Annotated in this window: 13 protein-coding genes; all 13 read left to right on the forward strand. The window is 72.3% G+C overall.

Translation table 11 applies throughout. From position 1 onward, the window contains the following. The first annotated feature begins 9 nt into the window (after window positions 1-9). The 13 genes from ABIA35_RS24015 (at window position 10) to ABIA35_RS24075 (ending at window position 16,974) form a co-directional block, all read left to right on the forward strand. The gene (locus tag ABIA35_RS24015; protein ID WP_370340682.1) at window positions 10-792 is read left to right on the forward strand and encodes a 3-oxoacyl-ACP reductase; all 783 of its coding nucleotides are present in this window, start codon (window positions 10-12) and stop codon (window positions 790-792) included. A 39-nt stretch (window positions 793-831) separates the two neighbouring features. Further along, entirely contained in the window at window positions 832-1,512 is a 681-nt protein-coding gene (locus ABIA35_RS24020; RefSeq protein ID WP_370359385.1) for a DUF1707 domain-containing protein, read from the forward strand. Window positions 1,513-1,596: 84 nt separating this feature from the next. Beyond that, complete coding sequence (locus tag ABIA35_RS24025; protein ID WP_370359386.1) at window positions 1,597-2,622, forward strand: ABC transporter ATP-binding protein; 1,026 nt, start codon at window positions 1,597-1,599, stop codon at window positions 2,620-2,622. Then, window positions 2,622-3,449 (forward strand): ABC transporter permease, encoded by an 828-nt coding sequence (locus ABIA35_RS24030; protein ID WP_370340685.1) that lies wholly within the window; start codon window positions 2,622-2,624, stop codon window positions 3,447-3,449. The genes ABIA35_RS24025 and ABIA35_RS24030 overlap by 1 nt, the downstream gene beginning before the upstream one ends. A 13-nt stretch (window positions 3,450-3,462) precedes the next feature. After that, window positions 3,463-4,293, forward strand: coding sequence for an ABC transporter permease (locus tag ABIA35_RS24035; protein WP_370359387.1), 831 nt, complete (start codon window positions 3,463-3,465; stop codon window positions 4,291-4,293). Between the two features lie 204 nt (window positions 4,294-4,497). After that, window positions 4,498-6,015 carry a diaminobutyrate--2-oxoglutarate transaminase family protein gene (locus ABIA35_RS24040; RefSeq protein ID WP_370359388.1) on the forward strand — a complete coding sequence of 506 codons (1,518 nt, stop codon included), beginning with the start codon at window positions 4,498-4,500 and terminating at the stop codon, window positions 6,013-6,015. Continuing rightward, the gene (locus ABIA35_RS24045; protein ID WP_370359389.1) at window positions 6,008-7,966 is read left to right on the forward strand and encodes an aspartate aminotransferase family protein; all 1,959 of its coding nucleotides are present in this window, start codon (window positions 6,008-6,010) and stop codon (window positions 7,964-7,966) included. The genes ABIA35_RS24040 and ABIA35_RS24045 overlap by 8 nt, the downstream gene beginning before the upstream one ends. Beyond that, window positions 7,963-9,768, forward strand: coding sequence for an IucA/IucC family siderophore biosynthesis protein (locus tag ABIA35_RS24050; protein ID WP_370359390.1), 1,806 nt, complete (start codon window positions 7,963-7,965; stop codon window positions 9,766-9,768). The genes ABIA35_RS24045 and ABIA35_RS24050 overlap by 4 nt, the downstream gene beginning before the upstream one ends. 2 nt (window positions 9,769-9,770) lie before the next feature. Then, window positions 9,771-10,361: a GNAT family N-acetyltransferase gene (locus ABIA35_RS24055; protein WP_370340690.1), complete on the forward strand. Its 591-nt coding sequence runs from the start codon at window positions 9,771-9,773 to the stop codon at window positions 10,359-10,361. Continuing rightward, entirely contained in the window at window positions 10,361-11,704 is a 1,344-nt protein-coding gene (locus tag ABIA35_RS24060; protein ID WP_370359391.1) for a lysine N(6)-hydroxylase/L-ornithine N(5)-oxygenase family protein, read from the forward strand. The genes ABIA35_RS24055 and ABIA35_RS24060 overlap by 1 nt, the downstream gene beginning before the upstream one ends. A gap of 2 nt (window positions 11,705-11,706) precedes the next feature. After that, entirely contained in the window at window positions 11,707-13,506 is a 1,800-nt protein-coding gene (locus ABIA35_RS24065; protein WP_370340692.1) for an IucA/IucC family siderophore biosynthesis protein, read from the forward strand. Between the two features lie 185 nt (window positions 13,507-13,691). Next, window positions 13,692-14,717 carry an ArsR/SmtB family transcription factor gene (locus ABIA35_RS24070; protein ID WP_370359393.1) on the forward strand — a complete coding sequence of 342 codons (1,026 nt, stop codon included), beginning with the start codon at window positions 13,692-13,694 and terminating at the stop codon, window positions 14,715-14,717. Window positions 14,718-14,778: 61 nt separating this feature from the next. Next, window positions 14,779-16,974, forward strand: coding sequence for an ATP-dependent DNA helicase (locus ABIA35_RS24075; RefSeq protein WP_370359395.1), 2,196 nt, complete (start codon window positions 14,779-14,781; stop codon window positions 16,972-16,974). The last annotated feature ends 28 nt before the right edge of the window (window positions 16,975-17,002 follow it).

Below are 17,002 nucleotides of genomic sequence, written 5' to 3' on the forward strand. Positions count from 1 at the left end.
AGGAGCGAGATGACCGAGCGTCTGGCCGGCCGGGTGGCCGTCATCACCGGCGGTACCGGCGGGATCGGGTTGGCGACCGCGCGCCGGTTCGCCGCCGAGGGCGCGCACGTGGTGCTCGCCGACCTCGACGAGGCGAGCGGCAAGGCCGCGGCCGAGGAGGTGGGCGGCCTGTTCGTGCGGACCGACGTCACCGACGCCGAGCGGGTGGCGGCGCTGTTCCAGACCGCCGTGGACACCTACGGCTCGGTGGACGTCGCGTTCAACAACGCCGGCATCTCCCCGCCCGACGACGACTCGATCCTGACCACCGACATCGAGGCCTGGGACCGGGTGCAGAGAGTCAACCTGACCTCGGTGTACCTGTGCTGCAAGGCGGTCCTGCCGCACATGCTGCGGCAGTTCGAGCAGACCGGCCGCGGCGGCTCGATCATCAACACCGCCTCGTTCGTGGCCACGCTGGGCTCGGCTACCTCGCAGATCTCCTACACCGCCTCCAAGGGCGGCGTGCTGGCGATGTCCCGCGAGCTCGGCGTGCAGTTCGCCCGGCAGGGCATCCGCGTGAACGCGCTGTCCCCGGGGCCGGTGAACACCCCGCTGCTCAAGGAGCTGTTCGCCAAGGACCCCGAGCGCGCCGCCCGCCGCCTGGTGCACGTCCCGCGCGGCAGCTTCGCCGAGCCGGAGGAGATCGCCGCCGCGGTGGCGTTCCTGGCCAGCGACGACGCCTCGTTCGTGAACGCCTCGAACTTCCTGGTCGACGGCGGCATCAGCGGGGCCTACGTCACGGCCCTGTGACCCCTCGCAGATTCCCCTTGGTCTTGTAAGGTCTACGCCATGACGAGCAACGTCCCCGAGCCGATCGACCCGCGGCAGCTGCGCGTTTCCGACACCGAGCGCGACCAGGTCGCCGAACGGCTCCGGGACGCGGCCGGGGAGGGCCGCCTGGGCCTGGACGAGCTGGAGGACCGCATCACCGCGGTCTACACCGCCAAGACCTACGCCGAGCTGGAGCCGATCACCCGGGACCTCCCGGCGGCCGGCTCCCGCCCGGCCGCTGCCCCCGCTCCGGCCACCGGCCGCGGCCGGTGGCGGGTCGGCCGCACCCCGGGCCGCCGCAAGACCTTCGTGGTCATGGGCGGCTCGGAGAACCGGGGCGCCTGGGTGGTGCCCAAGCGGTACACGGCGTTCTGCTGGATGGGCGGCATCGTGCTGGACCTGCGCGAGGCCGAGTTCGAGGACATGGAGGTGACGATCAACGCCTCCTGCTGGATGGGCGGCGTGGAGATCCTCGTGCCCGAGGGCCTGAACGTCCAGGTGCACGGCTTCGGCTTCATGGGCGGCTACTCCGGCAGCCCGGTCGGCCCGATCGACCCCGCCGCGCCGACGGTGCACGTCAAGGGTTTCGCGTTCATGGGCGGGGTGGACGTCAAGCGCAAGGGCCCCCGCGAGCCCAAGAACGACGATCTGCGCGGCGGCCACCACGGCCACCAGCATCACGGCGAGCTCGAAGGCTGAGATCCGCCGGTGGCGGCCGGAATAGCCTGCCGCCACGCCATAAAGCGTTTACGGATTGTCCCTGAATCCCGCTAGGTTGCGGGCATGGTCGACATCTCCACCTCGCCCACGCCTGCTCTCATCTCCTCCTCTTCCGACGCCCCGCTGATCAAGGCGGTGGGCCTGCGCAAGGTCTTCCCACCGACCAAGCGCGGCGGCACTCCCTTCACCGCGGTGGACGGCGTCGACTTCGAGCTCCACCGCGGCGAGGTCTTCGGGTTCCTCGGCCCCAACGGCGCCGGCAAGTCCTCGACCATGCGCATGATCGGCTGCGTCTCGCCGATGACCGGCGGCGAGCTGACCATCCTGGGCATGGACCCGCGGGTGGACTCCTCGCGGATCAAGGCCCGGCTCGGCGTGGTCCCGCAGGAGGACTCGCTGGACATGGAGCTGCGGGTCCGGGAGAACCTGCTGATCTACGGCCGCTACTTCGGGCTCAAGCGGGCCGAGATCGCCGCGCGGACGACCGAGCTGCTGGAGTTCGTGCAGCTCACCGACCGGGCCGAGTCCCCGGTCGAGCCGTTGAGCGGCGGCATGAAGCGGCGCCTGACCATCGCCCGCTCGCTGATCAACTCCCCGGAGATCCTGATCCTGGACGAGCCCACCACCGGGTTGGATCCCCAGGCCCGGCATGTGGTCTGGGACCGGCTGTTCCGGCTCAAGCAGGGCGGCACGACGCTCATCCTCACCACGCACTACATGGACGAGGCCGAGCAGCTGTGCGACCGGCTGGTGGTGATGGACCACGGCCGGATCGCCGCCGAGGGCTCGCCGCGCGAGCTCATCGAGCGCTATTCCACGCGCGAGGTGCTGGAGATCCGGTTCGCACCGGACGGCGAGGACCGCAAGGCCGCAGCCGCTTCACTGGCCGCGCTGGTGGACACCAAGGAGCGCGGATCCGTCGACCGTATAGAGGAACTGCCCGACCGGATCCTGCTCTACAGCGACGACGGCGAGGCCTGCATGGCCGCCGTCCACGGCGCCGGGATCGTGCCGGTGGCCTCGCTGGTGCGGCGCTCGTCGCTGGAGGACGTCTTCCTGCACCTGACCGGACGGACGTTGGTGGACTGATGGCGCTGACCGCGGCCGCCGCGCCGCCGATGGCGGTCCGCGAACTGCGCGGGCTGCTCACGAACTACCGCCGCACCTGGCGCGGCTCGATCATCTCCAGCGTGCTCGGGCCCTTGATGAGCCTGGTGGCCCTGGGCATGTCGCTGGGCAAGATCGTGGACGCCGGCCCGGGCGCGCGCTCCTTCGGCACCGTCGACGGCAAGCCGGTGAGCTACCTGCTCTTCCTGGCCCCGGCACTGATGGCCAACGCGGCGATGCAGACCGCGATCGGGGAGTCGACGTATCCGGTGCTGTCGTCGATGAAGTGGCAGCGCACCTTCCACGCCTCGATCGCCTCGCCGCTGGGCTCGTTCGACGTCTTCCTGGGCCGGCTGCTGTTCATCGGCCTGCGGATCCTGATGAACTGCGCGATCTTCCTCGGCGTGATGGCGCTGTTCGGCGCGGTGCGCGCGGCCGGGCCCGGCGGCCTCGGGCCGGTGCTGGCCCTGCCGGCCGCGGTGCTGACCGGGCTGGCCTTCGCCGCCCCGGTGGTGGCCTGGGCGGTGACGCAGGACCGCGACACCGGGTTCTCGGTGGTCTTCCGGTTCGTGATGATCCCGCTGTTCCTGTTCTCCGGGACCTTCTTCCCGGTGTCGCAGCTCCCGGTCGAGATCCGGCCCCTGGCCTACGCCACGCCGCTGTGGCACGGCGTGGACCTGTGCCGGGGCCTGGCGCTCGGGACGGCGACCGCGGGCTCGGTGCTGCTGCACCTGGCGTACCTGGTCGGGGTGGTCGGCGCGGCGCTGTGGTACGGCAGGCGCACCTTCCGCCGCCGGCTGAACTTCTAGGAAGGAGCGGGTCATGACGACTGCCGAGCTGTCCTTCTGGTCCAACGCCCCGCTGACCCGGGCGCTGCTGGGCCGGCGCGCCTTCGGCCCGATGGGCGGCGGCAAGGCCGGGGTGCTGGTCGAGCGCAACCTGATGGTCTACCGCCGGCTGTGGCTGACCATGGTCTCCGGGTTCTTCGAGCCCGTGTTCTACCTGCTGTCGATCGGCGTCGGCCTGGGCAAGCTGACCGGCGCGATCGACGGCGTGCCGTACGCGCACTACGTCGCCCCCGGCCTGCTCGCGGTCTCGGCGATGAACGGCGCGGTGTTCGACGCCACCTTCAACGTGTTCTTCAAGATCAAGTACGGCAAGATCTACGACGCGATGCTGGCCACCCCGCTGCGGGTCGGGGACATCGCCCTGGGCGACATCATGTGGGCGCAGCTGCGGGGGCTGATGTACTCGGCGGCGTTCCTGGCGGTCATGCTCGTCATGGGGCTGGTGCACAGCTGGTGGGCGCTGCTGGCGCTGCCGGTGACGGTGCTGATCGGCTTCGCCTTCGCCGCGGTCGGCATGGCGTGCACGTCGTTCATGCGGTCGTGGCAGGACTTCGACCTGGTGACGCTGGCGCTGATGCCGATGTTCCTGTTCTCCGGCGCGTTCTATCCGCTGTCGGTGTACAACCGCCAGGTGCGGATCCTGATCGAGGCGCTGCCGCTGTACCACGGGATCGACCTGCTGCGGGCCCTGGTCCTGGGGCGGATGCACGTCGGGCTGCTGTGGGACGTGCTGTACCTGGCGGTGATGGGCCTGGTCGGGGCGGTGGTCGCGGCGCGGCGGCTGGAGGGGCTGCTGCTGACGTAGCCGCGGGCTTGTGCGCGGCGGCCGGGCGGCTCGTTTTCGTTACGTGGCACGCGGGCGGTGCCGCCGCGTCCACGCTGGGCGTGTCGGAGACCCGCGCGTCTGATCACGCGCGGGAGAATCACTGTCGGTAGTGATTCAGGTTGACTTCCGTGACGGGAGTTAGGTAAGCCTTACCTGATCTCTTGCCACGGATGGAGAACCGCTATGCCCTCGCCCGCCCTGCCCGCCGACCGTACGAACCCCCAGGCCGCCTCAGCAGCGAAGAGCTCTGCGCCAAAGATCTCGGCAGCAAAGATCTCGGCAGCAAAGATCTCCGCGCCGAAGATCCTCGCGCGGCAGGCGGTGCGCGAGTCGGCGGCGCGGACGTACGCGCGGCATCTGCCGATCGTGCCAGTGCGGGCGCAGGGTTCGTGGATCACCGGGGCGGACGGCCGGGACTACCTGGACTGCCTGTCCGGGGCCGGGACGCTGGCGCTGGGGCACAACCACCCGGTGGTGGTCGCCGCCATCCGCGCGGTGCTGGACAGCGGTGCCCCGCTGCACGTCCTGGACCTGGCCACGCCGGTGAAGGACGAGTTCACCTCGGTGCTGCTGGAGGCGCTGCCCCCGGAGCTGGCCGCCGACTGCCGCATCCACTTCGCCGGCCCGACCGGCGCCGACGCGGTCGAGGCCGCGGTCAAGCTGGCCCGGATCGCCACCGGGCGGCGCGGCGTGTTCGCCTTCACCGGTGCCTACCACGGCATGACCGCCGGGGCTCTGGCGCTGACCGGGGCGAACGCGGTGCGCGATCCGGCGGTCGCCGGCGACGCGTTCCTGACCCGGCTCCCTTTCCCGCATCCGTACCGCTGTCCGTTCGGCCTGGGCGGGGCGCTCGGCGAGGCGGCGTCGGCGGCGTATGTTCGCACCCTGCTGTCCGACCCGCACTCGGGCGCGGCGGCTCCGGCGGCGGTTGTGGTCGAGCCGGTCCAGGGCGAGGGCGGCGTGGTCCCGGCGCCGGACGGCTGGCTGCGGGCGCTGCGCGCCGTCACGGCCGAACACGGCGTCCCGCTGATCGCCGACGAGGTCCAGACCGGGTTCGGGCGGACCGGGCGGCTGTTCGGCGTGGACCACGCCGGCGTGGTGCCGGACGTCATGGTCCTGTCGAAGGCGGTCGGCGGCGGACTGCCGCTGGCGGTGGTGGTCTACCGCGCGGAGCTCGACCGCTGGGCCGAGGGCGCGCACACCGGGACGTTCCGCGGCGACCAGCTCGCGATGGCGGCGGGAGCGGCGACCATCCGCCACATCCTGGCCGAGGACCTGGCCGCGCGGACCGCGGAGCTGGGCGGACGGCTCATCGGACGTCTGACCAGATATCAGGCCCTTCACCCCGCCCTCGGCCAGATCCGCGGCCGCGGCCTGATGCTCGGCATGGAGATCGTCGACCCCGACGGCGAGCCCGACGCCCTCGGCGCCCTGCCCACCGCCCCCGCGACGGCCCGCCGACTGCGCGCGGAACTACTGGCCCGCGGCGTGATCGCCGAACTCGGCGGCCGCCACGGCGCGGTCCTGCGCCTGCTGCCGCCCCTCACCCTCGGCGACGACGAGGCCGACCACCTGATGGGCGTCCTCGGCCTGGCCCTGGACGCCCTGTCAGACGCCGACGCCGACGCCGACGCCGATCCCAACCCTAACCCCGACCCCGACCGCACGACCCGCCGCGACTTGGAGGCAGCCGGTGTCTGAGCACATTGACGAGGAGCCGGGCACCCAGCTGCCGGTCCGGGCCGGCGCGAAGGTCGACATCGGCGAGATGAGCGGCGTCGAGGCCGACGTCCTGCGCGGAGTCCTGCGCGCCGAACCGGTCGGCCGGCTCGCGCCCGCGGAGCACCCGACGGGACCGGCGCTGAGCATCGCCGCGAACCAAGTGGCCAATCAGGTCGCCAATCAGATTGCCAGCCAGGTCGCCAACTTCGGCGCGGCTGCCGGGTTGTTGTCGCCGGGCGACCGCCTCGCGCCGCTGAGTCTCATGCCCGAGCCGCCAACCGATCTGGCCGCGGTCTGGCAGCCGAGCCCTGCGATGACCGAGCCGGTCGCCACGCCCGAGCCGCCGGCCGGCCATCCCGCCATCGCCCCCGTCATCGACCCCGCCATCGACACCACCCTCAACATCGCTATCGACGCCACCGCCCTGGCCTCCGGCCCCTCCGGCACCGGCCCCCTCGCCCTCCTGCTCGCCACCCTCCTCGACGGGCTGGACCGCGGCCGCGCCGATTGGCTCGGCCCCCTCCCGCCCGGCGGGCCGGCCGCCGTCCGCGACGCGGTCGCGGCCACCGGCTTCGGCGCGTTGCCGGACAAGGGCGAGGATCCGTTCGAGACCCTCGCCGCCCTCGGCCGGCTGCTGGCCTGGGGTTCCGCCGATCCCGCGCATCCGCACTGCGCAGCGCACCTGCACTGTCCGCCGCTCGCTGTCGGGGTCGCCGCCGAGACCGCGGTGGCCGCGCTGAACCAGTCGCTGGATTCCTGGGACCAGTCGCCGGCCGCCGGGGAGATCGAGGAGCGGGTCGTCCGGACCCTGACCCGCTCGGTCGGCTACTCCGATGCCAGTGCCGGCGTGCTGACCTCCGGCGGGACCGAGTCCAATCTCATGGGGCTGCTGCTCGCGCGCGACGATGTGCTGCGGCGCCGGTTCGACGCCGATCCCGATCTCGACGGTGTGCCGCCGTTCGCCGCCGGGCGGCTGCGGATCCTGGCCTCCGACCAGGCGCACTTCTCGGTCGCGCGCAATGCCGCGATCCTCGGGCTCGGGGAGCGCTGTGTCGTCTCCGTGGCCTCCGATACGGAGGGCCGGATGCGGTCCGACGCGCTGGCTGAGGCGATGGAGGCGGTCGCCGACCGGGACGAGATCCCGCTCGCCGTCGTGGCCACCGCCGGGACCACGGATCTGGGTGCCATCGATCCGCTGGTGCCGATCGCCAAGGTCGCGGCCCGGCACGGTGCCTGGTTCCACGTGGACGCGGCCTACGGCGGCGGCCTGCTGCTCGGCACCGTCGCCGACGCGCGGCTGCAGGGCCTGCACGTCGCCGACTCCGTCACCCTGGACCTGCACAAGCTCGGCTGGCAGCCGGTGCCGGCCGGCTGCTTCCTGGTCAAGCAGGCCGCGTCGCTGCGGTCGCTGGAGAAGCGCGTCTCCTACCTGAACTCCGTCGACGACGAGCAGGCCGGCTACCCCAGCCTGCTGGGACGCTCGCTGCGCACCACGCGGCGGGCCGACGCCGTGAAGCTCGCCGCGACCTTCCAGGCGCTGGGCCGGGACGGCTTCCAGCAGCTCACCGACCGCTGCCTGGCGCTGGCCGGGTACGCGGCCGAGGCGGTCCGGAAGCACGCCGACCTGGAGCTCACCGCCGAGCCGCAGCTGACCACCGTCCTGTTCCGCTATCTCCCGCCGGACCCCCGCGACGCCGACCGCGTCAACGGGCTCCTGCGGCGGCATCTGCTCGAGGCCGGCCGGGCCGTCCTCGGGCGCACCGAGCTGGCGCGCGAGCGGCCGGGTACGCCACCGGGCCGGGTCCGCCTCAAGCTCACCCTCCTCAACCCGCACACCACCGAGCTGCAGATCGACGCCTTGCTGGCCGCGGTCCGCGCCGCCGGCGGCACCGCGTCCTCATCCTCGGCTTTCGTCAGGGGCCCGTCATGAACACATTCGCCGCCGACGAGCTGTCGGCCGAAGTCCTGTTGCGCTGCTGGGTCCGCGAGGCCCGGATCCCGGTGCCGACCGGCGGCCCGATGCGGCTGACCTTCCCGGCCACCGGGGTCACCGTGGAAGTGGACGTCGACGCCTGGTCGGCGGTCGGCTGGCACCGGTTCGGCCCGGCCTACCCGCTGGCGCTGCCGCACGCCAACCGCAAGTCCGCGGCGCCCAAGAACAAGGCCTTCGGCCGGCCCGCGGGCGACGAGATCGAGCCGGACAGCGCCTGGACCGCCGAGTCCTGGCTGCCGCCGTCCGCCCCGCCGCCGCTGGACGCCGCGACGCTGGCCGCGCTGATCGCCCGCGAGGCCGGCGGCGGGGTCCCGGCGGTGGCCGAGCTGGTCGGCCGGGTCGTCGACTCCTCCCGCCGGATCGCCGCGCACCTGTCGCACGGCACGGCCCAGGGCGAGACCCGCTTCCTGTGGGCGGAGAAGGCGCTGGTCGCCGGCCACCCCTTCCACCCGGCGCCCAAGGCCCGCGAGGGCTGGTCGCAGGAGGAGGCCGCGCGCTACTCGCCCGAGCTCGACGGCTCGTTCCAGCTGCACTGGTGGGTCGTGGACCCGGCCATCGCCGGCCACGACTCGGCGGAGTCCGACAAGGCCCCGACCCTGGTCCACAAGCTGCTCGGCGGCGACCTGCCGCGCGGCGCGACCCCGAACAGCATCCTGATCCCCGCGCACCCCTGGCAGTCGCACGACCTGCGCCAGCGCCCCGAGGTCCGGGCCCTGACCGACCAGGGCCTGCTGGCCGACCTCGGCCCGCACGGCCGCCCCTGGCACGCGACCAGCTCGATCCGCACCGTCTACCGCGCCGACGCCCCCTACATGCTCAAGCTGCCCCTGGCGCTGCGCATCACCAACTCCAAGCGCGAGAACCTGCGCAAGGAGCTCCGGCGCGGCGTCGAGGTCCGCCGGATGCTCGACGCGGGCCTGGCCAAGGCCATCACCGCCGCGCACCCCGGCTTCGGCATCCTCGGCGACCCGGCGTGGATCGTCGCCGAGACCGGCGGCCTGGGCCTGGACGTGCTGCTGCGCGAGAACCCCTTCGGCCCGATGGACCGCGTCTACTGCGTCGCGGCCTTCGCCGACCTCGGCTACGGCCCCTCCCGCAACGGCCACCTGCGCGAGAACCTGCTCGCCGACATCATCGTGGGCTCCGCTGAGCGCACCGGTCTACGGCCGGCCGAGGCGGTGCTGGACTGGTTCACGCGCTACTTGGAGAACGTCGTGGTGCCGATCCTGTGGCTGGACTCGGCGCACGGGATCACGCTGGAGGCGCACCAGCAGAACACCCTGGTCATGCTGGACGCGCACGGCCTGCCCGAGGGCGGCCGCTACCGCGACAACCAGGGCTACTACTTCCGCGAGTCGGCGGTGCCGCACCTGGCGGACTTCGTGCCGCGCCCCGGCGAGGACAGCGACACCGTGGTGTCCGACACCATCGTCGACGAGCGCCTGACCTACTACGTGGGCGTCAACAACCTGATCGGCATGATCGGCGCGCTGGGCGCCACCGCGCTGGTCGACGAGCGCCGGCTGCTGCGCCGGGCCCGGGAGGTGCTCGGCCGCTTCGCCGCGTCGCGGCAGGCCGCCGGGCGTGCGCACCGGGTCACCGAGTCGCTGCTGGAGAGCCCCACGCTGCCCTGCAAGGCCAACCTGCTGACCCGGGTCGCAGGGCTCGACGAGCTGGTCGGCCCGCTGGAGACGCAGAGCGTGTACGTCCAGATCCCGAACCCGCTGGCGGTGCCGTAGCCATGGCGATCATGAAGACGGCGCAGGCCCGCGGGGGCGGGGGCTGGCTGCTGCCCACGCCCTTCGGCCGGTTCGAGATGGAGCAGCTGCGGCCGCTGAAGGACCTGGCCGTGCTCCACCGCTGGATGAACGACCCGGAGGTGGCCGCCTTCTGGGACCTGGACGGCCCGCGCGAGGTGCTGGACCGGCACATCGCCGCCCAGCTGTCCTCGGCGCACTCCGAGCCCTACCTCGGGCGCCTGGACGGCGAGCCGATGAGCTACTGGGAGGTCTACCAGGCCGACCAGGACCCGCTGGCCGCGTACTACTCGGCACGTCGCGGGGACGTCGGCATCCACGTGCTGATCGGCCCCGGCTCCCACCGCGGACGCGGCGTCGGCTCGACGCTGATCCGCGCCGTCGCCGACTGGGCCCTGTCCCGGACCGCCTCCTCGCGCGTGCTGGCCGAGCCGGACCTGCGCAACCAGCGCTCGATCCGGGCCTTCACCAACGCCGGCTTCGAGCCGCGCGGCTTCTTGGACCTGCCGGACAAGCAGGCGATGCTCATGGTCTACGACCGGACCCTGATCCCCGAGACCCGGAGGGCGGGCTGATGCAGCACTATGACGTGGTCGGGGTCGGGATCGGCCCGTTCAACCTGTCGCTGGCGGCATTGGCCGAGCCGCTGCGGGAGAACCACAGCCTGCAGCCGCTCTTCCTGGAAGAGCGGCCGGTCTTCGCCTGGCACCGGGGGATGATGCTCGACGGCGCCACACTCCAGGTGCCGTTCCTGGCCGACCTGGTCTCGCTGACCGACCCGACCAGCCGGTTCTCGGTCCTGAACTGGCTGCGCGAGACCGACCGCCTCTACAGCTTCTACTTCGCCGAGAACCTGTTCCTGCAACGCCGCGAGTACGAGGCCTACTGCCAGTGGGTCGCCGCGCAGCTGCCTTTCTGCCGCTTCGGTACAGCGGTGACCCGTATCCGCCGCGCGGAGGTCGGCTTCGAGATCGAATACACCGCGCCCAGCGGGCCGACGATGGCCACGGCGGCGAACATCGTGCTCGGCATCGGCACCGAGCCGGTGACGCCGTTCGATCTCCCGGGAGCGACGCTGCATAGTGCCGACTATCTGCTCCACCGCGAACGGCTGCGGACCCTCGACGACGTGACCGTGGTCGGCTCCGGCCAGTCCGGCGCCGAGATCGTGCTGGACCTGGTGCGCGGCGGCGCGCCGGGGCAGCGGGTCCGGTGGCTCACCCGCAGCGCGGCCTTCGAGCCGATGGAGTACTCCCAGCTGGGGTTGGAGCACTTCACACCGGACTACACGCGCTTCTTCCACGGCTTGCGCGAGGACGTGCGCGCCGACCTGCTGCGCACCCAGGGCCGGCTGCACAAGGCGATCAGCTTCGAGACCATCGCCGATCTGTACGCCGAACTCCACATGCGCTCGTTCGACAGCCTTTACGGCGGGACCCTCGGCCTGGCCGGGGACACCGGTGCCACTCTGCTTCCCGGGGTCTCGGTGACCGGCGCGACCTACCAGGTTCAGCAGTCCCAGCAGGCTCGTCAGTCCCAGGGTCCTGGTTCCGTCGAGCTCACCTGCCTGCACGACCGGCAGAAGCGCGAGTTCAGCGTCCTGACCGATGCCGTCGTCCTGGCCACCGGCTACCGCGACCGGATCCCGTCCTTCCTGGACCCGGGCCTGGCCGCCCTGCTCGGCCCCGCCGACCTGGAGCACCGGGCCGCCCCGGGGGTGTTCGTGCAGAACGCCGAGCAGCGCACGCACGGCGTCGGCGCCCCGGACCTGGGTCTGGGCGCCCACCGCGCGGCCGTCATCCTGAACGCCCTCACCGGCCGGACCGTCTACGACCTGCCCCGGCGTGCCGCGCACACCGCCTTCGACCCGGAGGCGGCCGCGGAGCGTGATCCCGGAATTCGAATCGAGGTGCCCTGAGAATGTCCCCTTCGGCCCGCAACCTCCGTGCTGAGACCGGCGCGGCTTCCGAGACCTGGCGCAAGGCGGCCCGCGCGCTGCTGGCGAAGTGCGTCGGCGAGTTCTGCTACGAGGGATTGTTCGCCCCCGATCCGGATCCGGAGGCCGAGGGCGCCGACCACTACCGCCTGGACCTGGACCAGGGCGTCTGCTACCGGTTCCGTGCCGACCGCGGCGACTACGGCTCCTGGTTCGTCGACCCCGACTCGCTGCGCCGCTCCGAGCGCGGCGCGGACAGCACGCCGCACGACCCGCTGCTGTTCGTCCGCGACGCCCAGGGCCGCCTGGACCTGCCCGGGGACACCGCCGGCCACCTGGTGCGCGAGCTGGCCGCGACGCTGGCCGCCGACGTGTGCCTGGCACGCTCGGCGGTGACCGCCGCCGAGCTCGCCGACCTGTCCTACGCCGAGCTCGAAGGGCACATGACCGGCCACCCCTGGATCGTGTTCAACAAGGGCCGGTTCGGCTTCTCGGCCTCCGACGCCCTGCGCTACACCCCCGAGGCCCGGCACCACATGCGCCTGCCCTGGATCGCGGTGGACCAGGAGCTCGCGGAGTTCAACGCGGTCCGGAACCTGACCTCCCAGCGGTTGTACACGACCGAGCTGGACTCCAACACCCGCATCCGCTTCGGCTCCGAGCTGGTCCGCAACGGCTTCAACCCGGCGCGCTACTGGTGGCTGCCTGTGCACCCGTGGCAGTGGGACGAGATGATCCAGCCGCTGTTCGGCGCGGAGGTGGCGGCCGGCCTGATCGTCCCGCTGGGCTACGCCGACGACGAGTACCTGCCGCAGCAGTCGATCCGGACGTTCTCCAACGTCTCGCACCCCGAGCGCCACCACGTGAAGCTGCCGCTGTCGGTGCTGAACACCATGGTCTGGCGCGGACTGCCGACCGAGCGCACCGTCGCGGCGCCGGCGGTGACCTCCTGGCTGCTGGACATCGCGGACGCGGACCCGTTCCTGAACGACGAGTGCCGCGTGATCCTGCTCGGCGAGGTGGCCTCGGTGGCGGTGCGCCACCCGGTGCTGGACCGGATGCCGGACGCGCCGTACCAGTACCGCGAACTGCTCGGCGCGATCTGGCGCCAGCCGCTGCCCCCGCGCCTGGAGCCGGGGGAGCGGGCCCGCACGATGGCCTCGCTGCTGCACGTCGACAGCGAGGGCCGGCCGCTGGTGGTCGAGCTGGTGAAGCGCTCGGGGCTGGACGGCGCGGACTGGCTGGACAAGATGTTCGCCGCCGTCCTGCCGCCGCTGCTGCACTTCCTCTACAAGTACGGCGTGGTCTTCTCCCCGCACGGGGAGAACGCGGTGCTGGTCAACGACGAGCGGGAGTGGCCGACCCGGCTGGCCGTGAAGGACTTCGTCGACGACGTCAACATCTCGGCGAAGGACCTGCCCGAGCTCGCCGAGATCCCGGCCGAGGTGGAAGCCGTCATCCTGCGCGAGATGCCGGACTACCTGTGCCAGTTCATCCACTCCGGGCTGTTCGTCGGCCACTTCCGGTACCTGTCGCGCATCGCCGAGCAGCACCTGGGCGTCGACCCCCGGCTGTTCTGGGGCCTGCTGGCCGACCGGATCCTGGACTACCAGGCCTCGTTCCCGGAGCTGGCCGACCGCTTCGAGGCCTTCGACCTGTTCACCCAGCGGATCGACCGGCTGTGCCTGAACCGGAACCGGCTGCTGCTGGACGGGTACCGGGACCGCGCGGAGCGGCCGCACATCGAGGCCTCCGGAACGGTCGCCAACCCGCTGAGTCTGTAGCCGAATCCATAGCCGAACCTGTAGCCGGACCCGCAGCCGAAGCTGTAGCCGGATCCGCGGCCGCCGCGTGCCCCCCGTGTGGCACGCGGCGGCTGTGTGTGCCCGTATCAATACAACGCGTTGGACAGCGTGGCCCCACCATGTTTCGATCAGGTTCGAAGGTCTCATCAAGCGTGGGGGCGCCGATGCTGCGGTTCGATCTGGACGGCCCGATGCTGGCGAACACCCGCTTCGCGATCTCGCCGGTCGCCATCACGGTCCACGCGCTGTCGCTGTTGTCCGCGAAAGCCGCGCCGTTCGGCGGCGGCTGGCACGACCGCGTACGGTCCGCCATCCGCGACCACCGCCTGACGGCGGTCGGCGCCTTGTTCGGCTCCGCCGGCGACTACGTCCCCGACTTCCTCACCCCGCAGCCCCTCGGGCCCGAGGCGGAGTTCGGCGACGAGCTGCACGCGATCGCCACGACCGGGGCCGAGCGGCTGGCCTTCGAGCTGCGGGTGACGATCGAGGGCGTGCCTTGTGAGGGCGTCACCGGCGTCGTCGGCGGACGCGCCCCGAACGCCCTGCTGGATCTGGCCCAGCGCGGCGAGCGGGCCGCGGCCGAGCGGCTGGCCGCGGAGCTCGACCAGGTCTGGCGGCTGGTGGTCGCGCCGGCGTGGCCGATGTTCCGGGCCCGGCTGGAGGCGGACATCTCCGGACACGCCCAGGTCATCGCCCGCCACGGCCTGGCCGCGGTCTGGCCCGGTCTGCACCCCAGCCTGGACATGCCCGCCGACGACCACCTGCGGGTGGCGAGCCGGTTCAAGGGCCGGATCCCGTCCGGCGGCGGGCTGACCCTGGTGCCGACGGTGTTCGGCAGTGCTCTGCGGATCATCGCGGACTCGATCCCGGCGCCGGATCCGCGCTCGCCCATGCTCGCCTATCCCGCGGCTCCGGGGCCGCGCAGCAGGTCGTCGGACTCCGTGCCGCCGCCCCCGGACCCGGCGCCGGACCTGCTCGGCGCGACCCGGGCCCGGCTGCTGGCCGACCTGGACATCGCGCGCACGACCGCGGAGCTCGGCGAGCGGCACTTCCTGGCCGTCAGCACCGTGTCGTACCACCTGGGCATCCTGCACCGCTCCGGCCTGGTGACCCGGGTCCGCGACCGGAACCGGGTGCTCTACCAGCACAGTTCGCGAGCTGCGGCGGTGCTGCCGGGACCGCGCCGGTGAGTGTCGGGGCGGGCGGATTCGGTCCCGAGCTGTCGGCACCGCCAAGTACCCTGGTGCGACCATGCCGAACTCTGTACCGACTGCAAAACCAGAGCCGACTGCGACACCGGGCGGGGCCACCCCCGAGCCTGCCACCGATGACCTGACCCCCCTGCTCGACGCGGCAGTGGAGGCGTTGGGCGGTCAGACGCGCCCCGGCCAGATCGCGATGGCCAAGGCCGTCGCGGCGAGCCTGGACGACCGGGTCCACCTGCTGGTGCAGGCCGGCACCGGCACCGGCAAGTCGCTGGCGTACCTGGTCCCGGCCCTGGCGCACCACAAGCGCGTGATCGTGGCCACCGCGACGCTGGCCCTCCAGCGCCAGCTCGTGGCGCACGACCTGCCCCGGCTGGCCACGGCGATAACCCCGCTGATCAAGCGGGAGCCGGCGTTCGCGCTGCTCAAGGGCCGCAACAACTACGTGTGCCTGAACAAGGTCGAGGGCGGCGCCGAGGACGAGAACCAGGACGTGCTCTTCGACCCGCTGGCCGTGGGCAAGCTCGGGGCCGAGGTGCTGCGGGTCCGGGAGTGGGTGGAGGAGACCGAGTCCGGGGACCGCGACGACCTCTCCCCGGGCGTGTCCGACCGCGCCTGGGCGCAGGTGTCGGTCTCGGCGCGGGAGTGCCTGGGCTCCAAGTGCCAGTACTTCGAGGACTGCTTCGCCGAGCAGGCCAAGGAGCTGGCCCGGTCCGCGGACGTGGTCGTCACCAACCACGCGCTGCTGGCCATCGCGGCCATGGACTCCGACGTGCAGGTGCTGCCCGAGCACGACGCGGTGATCGTCGACGAGGCGCACGAGCTGGTGAACCGCGTGACCTCCGCGGCGACCGGCGAGCTCACCAAGACCGCGGTCGAGCGGGCGCACCACCGGGCCGACAAGTTCCTGAAGGAGGCCACGGGCGCGAACCTGGCGGTGGCCACCCTGGATCTCACCGAGGCGCTGGAGAACACTCCGGAGGGCCGCTTCCAGCGCGGGCTGCCCGAGGAGCTCGGCATGGCGCTGGTCGCGTTGCGCGACGCCAGCCGCTCGGCGCTCACCGAGCTGTCCAAGAACAAGGGCGGCGACCTGGATATGGACGGCGCCCGCAAGCAGGCGCGGGCCGCGACCGAGGCCGTGCACCAGGTCGCCGAGCGCGTACTGGAGGGCGCCGAGCAGGACGTGGTCTGGCTGGAGCGCAGCGAGTTCAAGGGCGTCAAGAACTCCACGCTCAAGATCGCCCCGCTCGGCATCGAGCACCTGCTGCGCTTCAAGATGTTCGCGCGCACCCCGGTGGTCCTCACCTCGGCGACGCTCAAGCTCGGCGGCGACTTCACCGGCGTGGCCGGCAGCGTCGGGCTCTACGGCAGCGAGCGCGTGGAACTGGACTTCAAGCCGGAGCTGCCCGAAGAGATCTACGACGCGGCGGTGAAGCTGCTGCGCGACGGCGACAGCGACGGCGAGGAGTTCCTGGACACGGTCCAGAACCTGCCGCAGCACTGGCGGGCCCTGGACGTCGGCTCGCCCTTCGACTACCCGAAGCAGGGCATCCTGTACGTCGCGCGGCACCTGGACCCGCCGGGCCGCGACGGCATCCGCGACGACCAGCTGGACCTGCTCGCCGACCTGATGGACAACGCCGGCGGCCGCACGCTGGGCCTGTTCTCCTCGATGCGCGCGGCCCAGACCGCCACCGAGAAGCTGCGGGCGAAGATCGACCTGCCGATCCTGTGCCAGGGCGAGGACTCGCTGGCCGAACTGCTCCGCAAGTTCTCCTCGGACCCCGAGACCTGCCTGTTCGGTACGCTGTCGCTGTGGCAGGGCGTGAACGTGCCCGGACCCTCGCTGCAACTGGTGGTGATCGACCGCATCCCGTTCCCGCGCCCGGACGACCCGGTCTCCGCGGCCCGCACCGAGGCCGTCGGCCGCAGCGGCGGCAACGGGTTCATGGCGGTCTCCGCCTCGCACGCCGCGCTGCTGCTGGCCCAGGGCGCCGGCCGCCTGGTCCGGGCGATAGACGACAAGGGCGTGGTGGCGGTGCTGGACTCCCGGCTGGCGACCAAGCCGTACGGCGGCTTCCTGCGGGCCTCCATGCCGGCCTTCTGGCAGACCGACGACACCGACAGGGTGCTGAAGTCGCTGCGGGCCATCGACGCGATGGCGAAGCTGGCGGAGAACGCCGAGAAGGACCGCGAAAAGGACGACGAGCAGGAGGACGAGTGGGACGCCGAGGAGGACTGAGGCGGGCAGCCAGCACTGCCCGCCTCGT

The organism is Catenulispora sp. MAP12-49 (genome assembly GCF_041262705.1).
Classification (GTDB): domain Bacteria; phylum Actinomycetota; class Actinomycetes; order Streptomycetales; family Catenulisporaceae; genus Catenulispora.